Consider the following 15,282-nt stretch of genomic DNA (forward strand, 5'->3'; position numbering starts at 1 on the left):
CTTCCTTGGAGATATAGGTCGCGTTCCTGCCCTGCGACTTGCTCAAGGTCGCAGGGCTTAAATCTGTATGGGGGATATGGGAGATCACTCTACCCCCGCGTCCTGCCTCAGACGCACGCCGCCCCATACTGTGTCGCACCCGTCTCAGGCACAGTTGACACACCGACAGCTCCACTAGAGAACCGGGCCTCAACGCCACCCGACACCCACCCACGGCATGATGATCACCATGCAGACGCCCGACCAGCTGGCCACGAGCTACGCCCAACCGACGCGCCGCCGCGCGTACATCACCGGGATGCGCCAGCTCGCCGCCGCACGCCGCCCCGGCGAGCCTGTCCGCGTCTACCTCAGCGCCCCACCCGCCATCCAGGCCCGCCCCGGCTGGCCACGACGCGTCGACCGCATTGGCGCCGAACTGCCCGACGAAGTCGACCTCGTGCACTTCCAGGACGTCTTCGACCCAGCGGCGGACTACTTTGAGCAGTGGGCCGCCATCGCCGACACCTTCGGCGGACTCATCGTCATCGGCGTCCACCGCGACCGCCGCCGCGGCCCCCGCGAGCAGACCCTCGGCCCCATCGCCCGCCAGGAACTCATCCACCTCGTCGCCGCGGGCAAACCGGTCCTGCTCCACAGCACGAAAGCCGGACTCGTACCCGTCGTCGACTGCAAGCCCCGCCGCGTCGGCGACGAACCACGCCAACGCCTCCGCCTCACCGTGCCGCCCGCCTGGCAGCCCCACGAGCCGACCCTCCAGGCCGCACTCGCCGCCCTCACACCAAAGCACGCCGAAACCAGCGGCGCCCCCACACAGCGCACCGCCGACCCCGAAGATGGACCGCGCCGTGCCAGCGGTCACCTGGCACACCCGTTCACCACCTGCCACTAACAGTGCAGCCATCACACTCAGCACACCCGCCCCAATCTCAACACCCGGCGGGCACACCACACGTAGGACCGCACGACAAGCCACGACGACTCCCACGCCACGGGAACCAACAACGTCAACTCCCACCAGACGGGAAGCGGCGCACACGCTCGGCCGGTCCCCGTGTGATCGGGCCGGCACGCATCCCGCGCCCGGCCCTTCTTCTTGAACCGCGGATAGCCCATCGCACGGCCTGTTCGCTTTCCCGACAGCGAGCCCAGCCAGTTTTGCCACGCCCGGCGTCGATGAACGCCGACTGGAACGTGTACGTGTTCACCTCATACCACCACGGACACGGCCGCCCCGGCCCCAACGCGCCCTCGGGCAGCTCGCCCTTCCGTGAATCACCCTTGATCAAATTCAGGTGCTTCTGGATGGCCAGCTTCGACGGCACCGGCACCTTCACCCGCCGCCGCGCCTCCGACTCCGGCACGCCCTGGTCGACGAGCACCTGTACCTGGCGCCGCCACTCCGGGTGCGCGGACACGTTCATCCCCAGCGCATGGTTGAACGCCCACCGCGCTGCTCCAGCGTGAACCGGAACGCTTTGAGGGCCTCCTGCTGCACGGCTTCGCCCCTCACCTCATGCTCAGGACAGTGGCGTTGGGGACTTTAGACCAGGGCACTGACATTACGGGCTTCCCTCCGTAGGCCACCGACTCACACGGGGTGTCGATCAGATAGCCGGGTTTCGCGAACGCGGTGTGAATCACGGTGCACACGTGCGGGCTCCCTCTGGCGTTGCCCAAGACGCTGGTCGCCTCGTGAAGGCGCTCATCAGCATCGGGGGAAGCACATCCGGAAAGGAGGATCGGATGTGGAACCAGCGTGGAAAAGGCGTGGCACTTCACCGGCAGCACAGACGCAACAGCACGACGGATCCCGCGTCGTCTCGGCCGCGCTACGGGCGGGGCAGCGCCAGGTCGTAGTACACGGAGAGCGAGGCCTCGGCGCCCGAACCCTGCGAGGTGACGATACGCTGGTAGCGGCCCGATCGGATGTCCCCCACGGTCAGGATCCGGGGACGCTGCAGGCGGGGCGGGCAGTAGCCGTCGGCGTCCTGGACGAGTCCGTCGAACGCGGTCGGCTTGGTGCCGAGGTTGTTCAGCACCGTGTCGACGGCGTACGAGGTCTCCTTGCCTTCCCGGTCCTTGACCCGCACCGTCCACTCAGGCCCGTACGCGGAGCGCGCGAGGGCGACATGGGCGACGGGAACTATGCGAACTCGGTCGTCGGCGGCGACTTCGGCTGTCTTGTAGTCGTCGCCGGGCGGGCACAGCACATGCAGCTGCTTCCGGGTGTCGGAGTAGGCGCGCAGCCACGTGCCCAGCGGCCGGTCCCCGCCGAGCACGTACGTGCGCCCCGCGAGGTCCTGCGGAACGGCTCGCCATAGCGGGGCCGGTACGAAGTCGTCCGGCGCAGACAGCCAGGCCGCATCGGACGGGACCAGCTCGGCCACGCCGGCAGCGACGACCACGGCTCGCCCGCACAACAACTGCCCGTCATCCAAGGTGAGTTCCGCCTGCTTATCCCGCGCGGCGACGGCTGCGGCGCGAGCGCGAACGACGGAGCACCGGCCCGCAGTCTGAAGCCGCTCCAGATCGCGTTCCAGGGCGTGGGCCAGCTCGGGGCCTGTCGACCAGTTGCCCGGAACGTTCTCCACGGGGCCGATGCGGTGCAGCTTCTCGCCGACCCGCTCGGCTTCCACCACGAGCGTGCGCAGCTGCAGGCTGGCCGCCATCACCGCGGCCGCGACGCCGGCAGGGCCCGCCCCGACGATCAGAAGGTCCGCGTCGTACGACGGAGAGCTCATGCGCAGGCCCCCTGGTGGCCGAGCTGCTCGAGCACGTCCTTGCTGGTGACGAGCTGGGCCGCGCTGATATTGCGGGCGGCCAGGAGCAGCGCTGCATCGTGGTACTGCGTCCCTCCGGTGGAGGCGCAGGCATCGGTGACGATCCACGGACGGTACCCCGCCTGGTAGGCGGCCACCGCCGAGTCGTACACGCAGGAGTCGGTGTCGATGCCGCAGAGCACCAGATCACTCCACCCGGCGTCCCGGATCATCCGGGCGCCCTCCGTGGTGAAGACGCTTGACTGCCCCTTGTCGATGACTGCGGCAGCCGCCCCCGCGTACGGCTCAAGCTCGGCCACCAGGGCCTGCTCCTCCGCCGTCCGCAGGTTCGTCCAGCCGGTGATCCGCTCGTACGGCGAGCCTGGTTCGTTGTGGAAGCGGGCGAACACCACCGGGGCGTCGGTCTCCTGCCACCGCTTCACCAGATGCGCGATCGCGGGAACCACGGAACGGCTGTGCTTGTTGACGAAGCCGTTCTGCACATCAATGACGATGAGCGCCGTCCTGCGAGGATCCACCCAGTCCGCCTTCCTCAGAGCCATCACGGATTTCCGTCTCGAAGAGCATCCTGGGCGGCGCGCAGCCGGTCCGGAAGCTCGCTGGTCGCCAAGATCGCCTCACGCATCACGCGGTGCTGCGCCGTCTCCGTGGGCCGGGCAGCAGTGAGCCGGGAGTACGCGCCACGCAGGTACCGCCAGCCGTAGCCGTCCGGCATCACCGGATCCCGGCCGTCTTCGACCATGTGCAGGATGTGCGACGACAGAGCCCACAACGCCTGCGCATCGAGTTCGAGGTCGACGATCTCGCTCATCGTCAGCGCCCGCTCGTCCTGCTGCGGGTGGTACGACACCCCGGACCAGCCGGCCACCCCCTGCGACACTCCGCCGCCGAAAGAGATCGCTTCAGGGTGCTTCCAGCCCTCGGCGAACTTGGCGTCTTCCACACCAGACCCCAGGGGCGACACGTTCTCCGGGTCCTGCCGGTTGACCAGGACGGACGGGGTCGTCAAAAGTTGCAGCGCGGTCTCCAGCCCCGGCCCCGCCCACGAGTGCTCCCGCAGTTCGTACGCCGACAGCACGTACTCCGGGCTCGCATCGACCGCCACCGCGACGGAGTGCTCGACTAGGAGCTCCCGAAGCCGCTTCCCCGCCCAGGACCGGTCCTTCAGATAGGAGCGGTACCGCCACACCGCCAGCTCGGTCATCGACTCGACCCGGCGGTGCTCCTCCAGGTGCACCACGGCGATCCCGCACGTGTAGACATGCACAGCCGAGGCGTGCGCCGTGCGATGACCACCCGGCAGGACCCGCCTCTCAAGTCCGCCCGGCCCCGCCGACTGCGGCACCCCCGCGGCATACAGCGGCGCCAGCCTCTCCCCGACGTGCACGGGCAGAAACTTGTGCGACACCACCGAGCACGGCCCCGGCCGCGCGGCGGCAAGGTCCCCCAGTGCGCTCTCGCCCCGCAGCGTCGCCAACCGCACACGGAAAGCCTCTTGTTCCTCCGCCGTGCACTGCGCCAGGGCGGCATCAAGAATCTGCTGCGTCCCCGCACGGCACACCCGCCCGGGGCGCTTCTTCCAATACGTGACCGTACGAGGGTCGATCCCCAGACGCCCGGCGAACTCACGGACGGACTCCCGCTTCACCGACCGCAGCAGCAGCGCCTCCTCGCCCGTCCACTCGCTCACGGTGATCACTACACACCCCCTCGCCAGGCCGGACCAGCCCAGATTCCACGCTGTTTCCACAGCAGTTCTACACCGGGCCCTCTCGCCCAACACCCGCCATCCGGAACCTATTTGACGGCTATCCATCGGGTCAGGGCCGACGAGCTCGCGCTACTCGGCCGCGCGAAGGGGCATTAAGTGATCGAGGCAAACGGCTGCCGGATGCAGGGCGTTCCCGCCAGTGCAAGCGCGGCTGACCAACTTTCAGTTGAACCAGGCCCTCAGGGTGGAAGCGATCTGCCGCACGTCCAGGCCGACGGTTGCGACTTGCTCCACGAGTGCGATTGCCTGGTCGGCCTTCACCTGGAGAGTGAGGCCGCTGGCCTCCAGGAACGCGAGAGCCACGGCCGTCGCGTACAGCTCGTTGGAGTGCTCCAGGGCCGGGACTCGGACCAGCGACTGGAGCAGAGCGGCCGCCCGGTGGTGCGGCTCGGCGTACACCGGCGTATCCATGACCTTGAAGCAATGACGGGCGCGGGCACCCTCCAGAGCGCCCCAGTCCACAACTTCGGGATCTCCCGGAAGACGCTGGCGCGCGACCTCCAGCAGCCACGGCAGGTCCACGCTCAACTCCACGAAAATGGCCTCGTCTCAGGCAGCGTCGCGCTGAACCCCGGAGCCGGCACCGAACCGCTCGGCGAAGGCCGGCCCGAACTCGTCGATGTACCGCTGCGCCGCGCCGAGGAAGCGCTCCCTCGTCAGATCCTCATTGAGGATCTTGCCCGCGTAGGTCGCGGCATCGAGGTGCTGCTGCTCAGCAGACTGCCGAAGCTGCTCGTACGCCTCGTCACTGATCTCGATGCGAATCTCCTGGGCCATGCCTCCTACGGTAGCGGGACACGTCCCCCAGCGGGGATGGGGCGAGGTTCAGGCGTCGAATTCGTAGTCGAGGACGTACGCAGCGGAGTCCATGGTCATCTCGTTGACTTCCACTGTGCGTCCATCGGAGTCGAAGGCGGTCCTGGCCACCTTGATGACAGACCTGCTGGCGGGGATGCCCAGTCGGTCTGCCTCCTCGGCCGATGGCATGCGCACTCGGATCTCTTCCCGGAAGCGCGCGGGCGCGTGGCCGAGCTCGGCGAGCCGGGCGTAGATGCCGCCGGGGCCGGTGTCGGCCTGGGTGATGAGCGAACCGGTGACCAGTGCCTGGGGGAGGTAGGACGCCGCGAGCATGACGGGGCGCTCCTCCATGACGTACCGCCGGCTGCGCACGCAGACGGTCCCGTCTGCCTCCAGGTCGAGTACGTCGGCGATGTGCTGGGGTGGAGTGACGTCCTCGGCCACCGTGATCTGGTCGACGTCGGGTGCACGGTGGTCGTCTGCGGACCAGATGGTCCGCCCGCTCCCCCACTGGCCGCGGGCCAGGCGTGGGATGCCGCGGCGCCGGATGGGGTGGAACGATTCGACGAACCATCCGGACCCCTTGCGGGATCCGACCAGGCCCTCGCTACGGAGCACTCCAAGTGCCTGGCGCATGGTCAGGGGTGCAACGCCGAAGTCGGCCGCCAGGGTGTTCTCGCCAGGGAGACGGTCCCCGGGCTGGTAGTCGCCACGTTTGAGTGCCGCCCTCAGCTCTGCGGCGATGCGCAGGTACTTGGGCTGGCCGGGCTGACCCTCGCGGCTCATCTGACTCCTCGTCGTTCGCTCTCTATAGAGCTGATCGTACGGGCGTATGGCGAGGGCTGGCTAAGGCGTGTGCGCGCCACTCTACAGTTCTCACTGTCGATCTCTTGACCTCTATAAAGAGATTTGCTTCACTAGTGACACGCCGAGGTCACGACAAGTGATCAGGCAGTCACGTAGTGCCCGCTGTCAGACGCGGCCTGATGGCCGCCCGACCTCTACCGGGTCGTCGCGGACCCGGCTCTCCCACTTGGAACTGCCTTCGGGCGGCGCCGGATGAGGGAGCCGGAACCACGGTTTCCCTGAGCACCACCGCAGCAAGTCGTCTGCCCCTCGCGGGTGGCCGGGGTTTCAGAGAGCTTCACCAAACTCCCCCGGGTTTCTCGACTGATCTGTGTGTACGTCGCACCGCAGATGCGATGTCCGTCCGTCAGGACGCCAGGCCCTGGCCTGCGCACCTGGCGGGCGGAGAGAGCACCGCGACGCAGCCCCTGCCACTCCCCCGCGAGGAGTTCTGCATGTCCGTTCCGCCCCGTGAGCGCACCGCCCGATACCGGAAGAGCCGGGCTCGTTCCCGGAACATCAGCGCCCGCCCGGCGCTCGCCCTCTCCGTGCTCCGCCCTCATCAGTACGACCTGCGGCCCGACTGCGTGTCGTTGATCTGCCCTGACTGCAGGACGTGGGTGCCCATCACCGCCTTCAACGGCAAGAAGCCGAAGCTCGTCCCCCATGACACCGGCGTCGCACGACAGGATGCGGCCGTCCGCTGCCAGGGCAGCAACCGTCTGGTGAACATCGACGTTCGGGTCACGGCGTGGGAGAAGCGCTTGGAGACCGGCGGCACGGAGGCCAACGCGTGCCGCTCCGCTCGCCAGCACTACAAGCCGCTCCCGGCCCCGGCCAGGCCCATCACCAAGATGGCTTCGGAGTCGGCGAACGCGGAGGACGCGCTTACCGCCTACCGCGAGCACATCAAGACGTGCCGCTCCAGCAAGGTGATTGGTCGCTGCGGCGGCACGCACCGCTGCACGCGCGGTGCGCAGCTTGCTGCCCTGTACGCGCAGTTGAAGCGCTCCCAGCCGACCCGGGACCATGAGGCCCGCGTCGACGCGCTGCTTGCTCGCCACCGGACATCACGGGTGTGGACCGAGCAGAGCGAGGGCGTGGTCGACAGGGAGGCGACGGCCAAGCGTTCCGGAGCGCCGATCGAGGAGGTCAACAACTCCTGCCGCCGCCACCCTGCCGAGGCGGTCTCGGAATTCCGCAGCCCCGAGGTACCGCTTGCCCCGGTACGCATCAACACCAACGCCTCCTCGAGGCGTTCCTGCTGAAGCAGCCTGCGCTGCCCTCTCCAGCCGCCACGATGCCGGGCGGCTGGAGAGGAGTGCGCAGGGCGCACTGCCCCGCGATCGTGCGGGGCTCTTAAACGACGAACCCCCAGGGATGCAGCCCTGGGGGTTCTTGTCGCAGGTCACCTGACGAAAGGAACGACCCATGCAGAGCATGGCATCCCCGCCGGTGATGGAGGCCAGGACCCCGCTGCCGAGGCGACCCGCGCCGCATGAGCGTGACGGCCGTCAGCCCGCGCCCGACGCCGGTGCGCGTCCGCACCCCCAGCACCGCCTCGCAGTGACCGCGATTGTCGACCGAGAGGTCGGCCCTCGCCGCCCCGGCGCGATCTACCAGAACGTCGGCGGGCGCTTCGAGGTCCTGGCCCTGGTAACCAACCCGAACGAGGCCGCAGCGCTGCTGCGCCGGGACAGCGCCCGGTGGGCGGTCATCGTCCGCGACACCCTGCGCCCTGACGGCCAGCCCTTCGCGGTCGGCAGCGTGTGGACCACGTCGGACCACCTCATCCGCTCCGCTCCGGCTGGAGCCCCCGGCCGAGCCGGGTACGGCCCGGCCGCCTGACCCAAGTCCCGGAGGACACCATGCCGTTCCTGCTGACCATCGCGTTTCTGCTCCCGGCCATCGTGCTCACCCTGGCTGTCGTCGGGCTTCCGGCCCGTCGTTGACCGCCACCGGATGAACGCCCACGGTCCCGGCCACTCCGAAGTCCAGGGTGGCCGGGGCCGTGGCTGCTCGTCCGAGCAGCCATACAGCGGCAGCCCCCGAAGGTGGAAGTTCCGGGGCTGCTGAACAGAGACCAATAGGGGGTCGCTGTGATCGACAGCATGACACGCGCCCAGGAGCGTGACGAGACCGATACCCGGCAACTGCGCACGCTCGTGCGCGATCTGGTCGTCGAGAGCGACCAGATCGCAGCGGCCGCGGGCCGCAAGGCACGCCGTACGTTGCAGGAGATGGCGCCCGGACACAAGCGGCAGCCCGTCCTGATCCTGCACCGGCCGCTGATGACGGATGGCCACCAGCCCCGCAGGCTCCGACAGGACGCCGAGGACTCCTGTCCGCTGTGCGGCTGGTGGAAGTGCCGCTGCGACCAGATCCTGACCGTCGCCCCGGCCCTCTCCACGGCGCCCGCCACCGCCTCCGGCGAGGGCCAGTGCTCGAGCTGCGGCCAGTGGTTCCGCGAGTGGAACGGCGGCGTCTGCGAGGCCTGCGGGGCCCTCGGCCACTGATGCCGCATCTGCCGCAGACGGCCCGTGAGGCGCAGCCACGTGCCGCCCGGGCCGCCGTCGCATTCGGCGCCGGACAGCCCGGACCGGATCCCGCGCCCCCTCCGCGCGCGGTTCAGCGAGGCCGTCCCATCGCCGGGGGACGACGACCTCGCCACGAACAGCCTCTTGGCCGACCGCCCGATCCGCGGGCCCTCAGCCCTTCTTCGCTCGCTCGCGCGGCTCGCCCACGGCGCTGTGCGCGAGCACCCATCGGAGGTCCACATGACCCGCACCGTTGCCTTGGCCCAGGCCCTGGACGACTCCCACCTGCCCCGCCGACTGCCGCCGTCCCTGTGCACGCACACCCCGCCATGCCCCACGGCCGAAAGCCCCGATCGCGAAGCCGCGGCCGTCGTTGCGAGCCACGCGGAGCAGGGCTGGAGCCTGCTGTGCAACGAGCTCGTGCTCTTCGAGGACACCGGCGCGCTGCTGCCCAACGGGGAATGCGTCGCCCCGCACCGGCCCCTCGCGGCTAAGGACTGACGGCTCCCCGCCTCCGCCCGCACCGATCGCTGCACACCGGCGGCCGGGACGGGCGGCGAAGGGGAGCCGGACAGCCCGGCCGATCATGAGAAGGGGACCACCATGACGCCTCGCCGTACCGCACGAGATGCCGGCCGCCACGCCACGCTCGGCTGGGATTGCACGGGCAGCGGGGGCTGCGGTCAGTCCAACTCGGACACCGCCAGTTCCTGCGAGGGCTGCGGACGCTCGTGGGGATGCGGCTCGTAATGAGCGCCCGTCCGACCGACGACCTGTTCGTCCGCTACATGACCGCGTTCCAGGCCTCCACCGAGCACACCACCGGATGCCCGGCCTGCCAGGCCGACCAGCCGTGCGAGTCCGGCGCCCCGCTCTACGAGCGGTTCGCCCGGCTGCAGGACGCCTACAACGCCCGCAAGAAGCAGCGCTGAATCCGACCCTGCCCGTCGACCCCGAGCCCTCACGGTCGGGGGCGGCGGAGAGCGCCGGGAGCTCCCGCCTGCTCTGGCCGTCCGGCCGCCACACACGCAACAGCCCCGGGGTGGCCGCCCCGGGGCTGGTTGTTCGCTCGGACCTCTGGGAGGCCCTGATGAATCGCCACGTCATCGTACGCACCTCGAACTACGGCCCCGTCACCCCGAACGTCGTCGACCAGCCCCGCCCGCTGTGCGCCGACGACCCCGAACTGTTCTTCCCCATCGGCGAGACCGGCCCGGCGCTGCTGCAGATCGAGGAGGCCAAGGCCGTCTGCCACAGCGGCTGCCCGCTGCTGGAGAGCTGCCTGCGCACCGCCCTGGACCGCAACGAGTTCGGGGTGTGGGGCGGCACCGGCGAGGACGAACGCCGCGCGATGAAGCGCCGAGCCGCCCGCCAGCGCACCGCCCATACCGGCGCGTGATCCGCTCCGCAGGCTGCCTACTCCGCCCGCTCCACCGGGGCGCCGGGCAGCTGCTCGTCCGCACCACGGCAGCACCGCACACCGGGCGCCCGGACCACGGGCCGACCCGCTGCACCGCCTTCCGCTTCTGGTGAGTGTCCAGGAGCCCAGACCTTCAAGGGAGTCTCCATGACGTTCCTTCAGCGCCTCGTCAGCCCGCTGCGCCGCATAGACGCCGACCCCGACAAGCTGGTCGAAGACGCGTACTGGCTGCTCAAGGAAGCCGAGAAGAACAAGGGTGTCTGGCCGGTGATGACCGCCTTCACCAGCATGGCCACGGCGAAGGTCCAGATCGCCCAGTACCTCAAGGAGCACCGCGACTCGTGATCGGTGCCCGCCCCTGACACGCCGCGGCCCCGGCCGGAGACAACCTCCGCGCCGGGGCCGGCGGTTCTCCCGCTCTGCCAGGACCGAGCAGGCCGTGGCGGAGCCGGAGAGCCGAATCAGGCTCGGCAAAGGAAAGAGGCCCCGCTGCCCGGGGCCTCTCCTTTGTTCTCGCGACCCGCTGACAAGGAGCGTTTCGCATGGTCAACGCTACCAGCGGGGGTGCCCGGTGAGTACCACGAAGGCCGCCCCGACTCCGAGCAAGACGACGGACGCCGTCTACGTCTCGCGCAACCCGCTGCCCGCCCTGCTGGCCACGGTCATCGCCGTGGTCGCCACCGTCTTCACCCTGTTCGACCTGTTCGCGAACGGGCTGGCGCCCACCCTGCTGCACTTGGCCGTCGGCCTCGCTGTGTTCGGCGTGGTCCGCCTGTGCGTGGGCCTGGCCCTGGACCCGTTCTTCCCGACCGAAGACCCGGAGAGCACGACATGACCGCCGTCGACATCCGCAAGCCCGACGTGATCCGCCCGGACGGCGACGACATCCAGCGCTCCTGGAACGTCCCCACCCCAGCCGATCACCACGACCAGGAGCTGCCCGAGCAGGACGACTTGGACGACGACGCTCCGAAGAGCGATCCGGGCACCATGCAGTTGCTCGCCTTCATCGCGGGCATCGGCGGCCTGGTCCTTGCCGGGATCGGCTTCACCGGCTCGTACAACACGCTGCGCCACCTCGCGGAGGGCAAGGGCTTCGGCGTCTTCTCCTACGCGTTCCCCGTCGGCATCGACGCCGGCATCCTCGTGCTGCTCGCGCTCGACCTGTACATGATGCGCAAGCGGATGCCGTGGCCGATGCTGCGCTGGACGGCGCACGGCCTGACCGTCGCCACGGTCGCCTTCAACGCCGCCGCCCCGCCGGGGCCGGTCTCGGCCGACCCGCTCGCGGCGTCCATGCACGGCGTCATCCCGGTGCTGTTCATCATCGCCGTGGAGGCCGCCCGCCACTACGTCGGCCGGATGGCCGACCTGCTGGCAGGTGAGGCTCCGCTCGGGTCGGTCCCGCTGGCCCGCTGGTTCCTCGCTCCGCTGTCCACGGCGCGCCTGGCCCGCCGGATGCGGCTGTACCACCTCCCCTACAAGGAGGCCACCGCTCAGCATCAGGCGCTGCGGATCTACCGCGAGGGCCTGCGCCAGAAGTACGCGAGTGACCCGCTCGACTGGCGCAAGGCGGCGACGCCGGACGAACTGCTGCCGTTCAAGCTCGCCCCGTTCGGGTTCAGCGTGGAGGACGCCCTGGAGGTACCTCTTCAGGAAGAGACCAAGCGGGTCGAACGGCAGGCCCGGGCGGCTGTTCAACGAGCCGAAGCCGAGATTCAACGCGTGCGCACCGATGTTCAACTGGGCGAGACCCGCATTCAAGCGGAGGTCGACAAGATCCGCGGCGAAGGCCGCCTGAAGATCGCCCGCGCCGAAGCGGAACGCGAGGCTCAGGCCGAGATTCAACAGGCCGAAGCCGATGCTCAACTGCGCGAGGCGCAGCGTCAGCACGCGCTCAAGCTCGCAGAGGACAAGGCCGCAGCCGAAGCGCAAGAGCTCGCCGACGAGACCGAGAAGCGCCGCACTCTCTCCCGGATCGAACGGGAGAAGGCGCAGGCCAGTTGGGGCCTGGAGAAGCAGCAGATGGCCACCGAGGCCACCGAGCACGAGCGTCGCATCCAGGCTGATTCGGCCGCCCGTGCGCAGCGCGAAGAGGCCGCCCGGCAGGCCGGCATCGCGGAGCAGGCTGAGCGGCGCGCGCGGGCGCTGGCCGGTGAGAAGCACGCCCTGGAAAAGGCTGCTGAACACGAGCGGAAGGAGGCTGAACACCGTGCCGCGACGGTGAACGCGGCCCGCAAGGAGCAGATCGCGGCTGAAGAGATCGCCGCGTCGATGGTCCGTGAGGAGACCGCACTCGAGGAGGCCGCTGAGCGTCAGGCGCGTGCGGCTGAACACGAGGCGCGCGCGGTTGAAGCCGCCGCGATGGCTCGTCTGTCCCAGATCGACTGGGACGTACGCCGGGTCGCCGCGATGATCCAGGCCCGGGGCGAGAGCGCGGTCACCGTCCGCGTCATTGCCGACGAACTGGGCGTCTCCACCGGCTCCGCGCAGGACCGCAAGACCAGGGCCGTCGCCCTGCTCAAGGGCGGTACCACCGGTGCTCCGGAGCAGGCCGCAGCCTGAAACGGAACCTGATCAAGAGTGCTCCTGGCCCTCACGGTCGCCCCTCGCACCGCCCCGCACGGCACACCGCCGGACGGGGCGGCGCGAGGGGCTGGCCTTGGCCGCCAGGCCGACCGTGTCACCCGCTCCACCATGCTCGGTCCGGCCCCCAACAGGGCCCGGAATAAACCCCTTTGTGCCCCCACCCCCGCCGTTCACAGAAGGTAGCGGCGAGGCGAGGCGGAGCGAGGCGAGGCGAGAGGGTCACCCCCCTCTACGGCCCCGCGAGGCCCTCTACATGGGGGTTTCAGAGGGCTTCTCGCCCGCCTCGCGCCTCCTCGCCTCGCCTCGCCACTTCGCAACGTGAGGAGAATCGTCGTGGCAGACACCGCGACCGCACCCCCCGAGACCACCCCCGACATCACCGGCGGCGGCAGCAGGGACACCGCCGAATTCACCGGCGTCAACGAGCCCCCGGACACCACCGACCCGGCCCCGGCGAAGCCGAAGCCCAGCCGCTCACGGCCCCGGGCGATGCCGCTGCTGATCCACGGCGGCAACGCAACCGGAATCACAGCAGGCGTCGCCTACGGCGTTGCTGGAGTGCCCGGACTCATCGCCGCCGGAGCCGCCGGAGCAGCGGTCGGCGCCGCCGCGCTGGTCGGCCGCAAGAAGCGCTCGAAGGTCTCCGCCGCCCGCAGGCCGGCCCCGAACAACCGCTCCGGCGGCGGTTCGGGCCGGGCCGGAGGCGGCGCGGGCAAGGGCGGCCTGCTCGGACTCGGACGCGGCGGTGGCCGCGGCCGGGGCGGCGGCGGTCCGGGCGCTGGTGGCGGCCGCGGGCGCGGCGGCCGGATGAACGGCGGCGGCACCGGGACCGGCACGAAGAACCGGCCCAGCGGCGGCCGCCACGGCGCAAGTGGCGGCGGGCGCGGCCCCGGCGGCAAAGGCGGCGCCAAGCACGGCCGCGGCAGCCGAGGCCCGGGCGGGGCGAGCAGCCCCGGTGCGAACACGCCCAAGGGCACGAACCGCGGCAGGAACAGCGGGGGCGGCACGAACAGCCCTGGCAGGAACTCCGGGGCCAACCGGCAGTCCCGCACCGGCAGGGCCTGGCAGACCGTCAAGGGCCTGGGGAGCAGGTTGCGCCGTAACAGTGGCGGCGCGAACACCGGCTCGGGCGGCGCCGGATCCCCTGGCGGGAACGCGGGGGCCAATCGGCCGTCTCGCACCGGCAGGGCCTGGCAGACCCTCAGGGGCTTGGGGAGCAGGTTGCGCCGTAACAGTGGCGGCGCGAACACCGGCTCGGGCGGTGCCGGACCCTCCGGCGGCTCGGGCCCCGGCGGCGCCGGCACCAGGACCCGCCTCGGTCGCGCACTGCAGAAGATGCGCGGCTGGGCGGGCAGGATGCGCCGCTCGAAGAAGAGCGGCTCCCCCAACTCCGGGAGCGGCAGTCCGGCTTCGGGCCGCTTCTACCGGATGCGCCGCCTGGCCGTCCGCAAGCTCGGGCACTGGGTGCGCTGCGCTGGCGCCGGGCTCCTCGCCGGACTCGCAGGGCTGCTCACGCTGCCCTTCGGACTCCTGTGGGGGCTGGCGCTGATGCCCTTCAAGCGCCGCGACCCGCTCCGCGGGTTCGCACTGCCCTTCCGCGTCGCCGGACGGATCTGGCGGTTCTTCTTCCGCCGCTCCAAGGCCCGCCACGACAAGGAAGCCAAGGCGGACACGCTCACCCTCAAGGTCGACAACCCTCGAAAGGACACCGATCCCGTGACCGGACCCTCTCTGGCCGCAGGCACCACAGTGCTGGACGGCAACACATCCAAGTTCGCGATGGCCATGCGCGCCGCGTACTCCTCCTACACCGGCTCCAGCCCGCGCAGCATGATGGAGGTCGCTGCCGAGTACGCCGGACTGCCCAACGGCATCCGCGCCGCGGCGATGGCCGTGCAGGAGATGGCCGTCAACGCCGACCAGAAGTACCCGTGCAGCAAGAAGGCGCTGAACAAGCTGAACGAGGCCTGCGCGAGGCTGATCGCCGCCGCCGCCCGCGCGGACAACATGGTCGCCCTCTTCCGCATGGCCCACGCGTTCGACATCGAGCGGATCGTCGCCCCGAGGACGAACGAGTGGATGTGGAACGTCACCCCGACCGGGGCCGATGCTCCCGAGGGCGCGATGTTCCAGCCCGGCCGCATCGAGTCCGGATGCGTCCTGATGGCCGTGCTGTACCGGACGTTCGAGCCGGTCCACATGATGCAGGTCGGTTCCGAGTTCCAGGGCATGTCCTACGGGTTGACCGCCCTGGCCGACTGCGTGCAGGTGCTGCACGAGCGCAGCCGCGACCTGTACCCGGTCGACGACCGCGTCACCGACGAGATCGGCCTCCTCGTCTCGATGATCCGGGCGGCAGCCGACGACGCGGACATGGCCGCGAAGCTGTTCGTGGAGGACCACCACCGCGAGATCAGCCACAACATCAACCCCCGCAAGGGCCCGGCTGCCGAGTCCATGTGGAACACCCCCCGCTGACCCCAGCGGCCTCGAGCACGACCCGCACCACCAGCAGTCGGTGGCCGACCCCGAACCCGG

18 protein-coding genes are annotated in these 15,282 nt (G+C 70.2%); 11 read left to right on the forward strand and 7 right to left on the reverse strand.

Features of this window, described 5'->3' with window-relative positions; genetic code table 11:
* Positions 1-229 precede the first annotated feature (229 nt).
* Positions 230-892, forward strand: a complete 663-nt coding sequence (locus tag QUY26_RS39755; RefSeq protein WP_289956762.1) for a hypothetical protein — start codon at positions 230-232, stop codon at positions 890-892.
* A 115-nt stretch (positions 893-1,007) separates the two neighbouring features.
* Here QUY26_RS39755 and QUY26_RS39760 read toward each other — a convergent pair whose 3' ends face one another.
* The 7 genes from QUY26_RS39760 to QUY26_RS39790 all read right to left on the reverse strand — a co-directional run bounded on the left by QUY26_RS39760 (position 1,008) and on the right by QUY26_RS39790 (position 6,138).
* Entirely contained in the window at positions 1,008-1,424 is a 417-nt protein-coding gene (locus tag QUY26_RS39760) for a hypothetical protein (RefSeq protein ID WP_289956764.1), read from the reverse strand.
* Between the two features lie 408 nt (positions 1,425-1,832).
* Positions 1,833-2,744, reverse strand: a complete 912-nt coding sequence (locus tag QUY26_RS39765; RefSeq protein ID WP_289956766.1) for an FAD-dependent oxidoreductase — start codon at positions 2,742-2,744, stop codon at positions 1,833-1,835.
* Positions 2,741-3,325: an isochorismatase family cysteine hydrolase gene (locus QUY26_RS39770; protein ID WP_289956768.1), complete on the reverse strand. Its 585-nt coding sequence runs from the start codon at positions 3,323-3,325 to the stop codon at positions 2,741-2,743. Before QUY26_RS39770 ends, QUY26_RS39765 begins: the two co-directional genes overlap by 4 nt.
* On the reverse strand, positions 3,325-4,473 hold the full coding sequence (locus tag QUY26_RS39775) for an XRE family transcriptional regulator (protein ID WP_289956770.1): 1,149 nt from the start codon (positions 4,471-4,473) through the stop codon (positions 3,325-3,327). Before QUY26_RS39775 ends, QUY26_RS39770 begins: the two co-directional genes overlap by 1 nt.
* A gap of 243 nt (positions 4,474-4,716) precedes the next feature.
* Positions 4,717-5,088, reverse strand: coding sequence for a fic family toxin-antitoxin system, toxin component (locus QUY26_RS39780; RefSeq protein WP_436840559.1), 372 nt, complete (start codon positions 5,086-5,088; stop codon positions 4,717-4,719).
* A 15-nt stretch (positions 5,089-5,103) separates the two neighbouring features.
* On the reverse strand, positions 5,104-5,331 hold the full coding sequence (locus tag QUY26_RS39785) for a hypothetical protein (protein WP_289956773.1): 228 nt from the start codon (positions 5,329-5,331) through the stop codon (positions 5,104-5,106).
* Positions 5,332-5,379: 48 nt separating this feature from the next.
* Positions 5,380-6,138: a GntR family transcriptional regulator gene (locus QUY26_RS39790; protein WP_289956776.1), complete on the reverse strand. Its 759-nt coding sequence runs from the start codon at positions 6,136-6,138 to the stop codon at positions 5,380-5,382.
* 680 nt (positions 6,139-6,818) lie between these two features.
* On the opposite strand from QUY26_RS39790, the gene QUY26_RS39795 reads away from it, so the two are divergent.
* From QUY26_RS39795 to QUY26_RS39840, 10 genes are all read left to right on the forward strand, one after another.
* Positions 6,819-7,466, forward strand: coding sequence for a hypothetical protein (locus QUY26_RS39795; RefSeq protein ID WP_289956778.1), 648 nt, complete (start codon positions 6,819-6,821; stop codon positions 7,464-7,466).
* Positions 7,467-7,629: 163 nt separating this feature from the next.
* Positions 7,630-8,046, forward strand: coding sequence for a hypothetical protein (locus tag QUY26_RS39800; protein WP_289956779.1), 417 nt, complete (start codon positions 7,630-7,632; stop codon positions 8,044-8,046).
* Positions 8,047-8,309: 263 nt separating this feature from the next.
* Positions 8,310-8,714, forward strand: coding sequence for a hypothetical protein (locus QUY26_RS39805; RefSeq protein ID WP_289956780.1), 405 nt, complete (start codon positions 8,310-8,312; stop codon positions 8,712-8,714).
* Positions 8,715-9,044: 330 nt separating this feature from the next.
* On the forward strand, positions 9,045-9,236 hold the full coding sequence (locus tag QUY26_RS39810; protein WP_289956848.1) for a DUF5999 family protein: 192 nt from the start codon (positions 9,045-9,047) through the stop codon (positions 9,234-9,236).
* A 248-nt stretch (positions 9,237-9,484) separates the two neighbouring features.
* Positions 9,485-9,667 (forward strand): hypothetical protein, encoded by a 183-nt coding sequence (locus QUY26_RS39815; RefSeq protein WP_289956781.1) that lies wholly within the window; start codon positions 9,485-9,487, stop codon positions 9,665-9,667.
* Between the two features lie 158 nt (positions 9,668-9,825).
* Entirely contained in the window at positions 9,826-10,134 is a 309-nt protein-coding gene (locus QUY26_RS39820) for a WhiB family transcriptional regulator (RefSeq protein WP_289956782.1), read from the forward strand.
* 168 nt (positions 10,135-10,302) lie between these two features.
* The gene (locus QUY26_RS39825) at positions 10,303-10,500 is read left to right on the forward strand and encodes a hypothetical protein (RefSeq protein WP_289956784.1); all 198 of its coding nucleotides are present in this window, start codon (positions 10,303-10,305) and stop codon (positions 10,498-10,500) included.
* A gap of 226 nt (positions 10,501-10,726) precedes the next feature.
* Positions 10,727-10,990, forward strand: a complete 264-nt coding sequence (locus QUY26_RS39830) for a hypothetical protein (RefSeq protein WP_289956787.1) — start codon at positions 10,727-10,729, stop codon at positions 10,988-10,990.
* The gene (locus QUY26_RS39835; RefSeq protein ID WP_289956789.1) at positions 10,987-12,720 is read left to right on the forward strand and encodes a DUF2637 domain-containing protein; all 1,734 of its coding nucleotides are present in this window, start codon (positions 10,987-10,989) and stop codon (positions 12,718-12,720) included. The genes QUY26_RS39830 and QUY26_RS39835 overlap by 4 nt, the downstream gene beginning before the upstream one ends.
* Positions 12,721-13,077: 357 nt before the next feature.
* A complete protein-coding gene (locus QUY26_RS39840; RefSeq protein ID WP_289956791.1) occupies positions 13,078-15,222 on the forward strand; it encodes a hypothetical protein in 2,145 nt (714 codons plus the stop codon).
* The last annotated feature ends 60 nt before the right edge of the window (positions 15,223-15,282 follow it).

Origin of the sequence: Streptomyces flavofungini, assembly GCF_030388665.1 — a bacterium.
Classification (GTDB): domain Bacteria; phylum Actinomycetota; class Actinomycetes; order Streptomycetales; family Streptomycetaceae; genus Streptomyces; species Streptomyces flavofungini_A.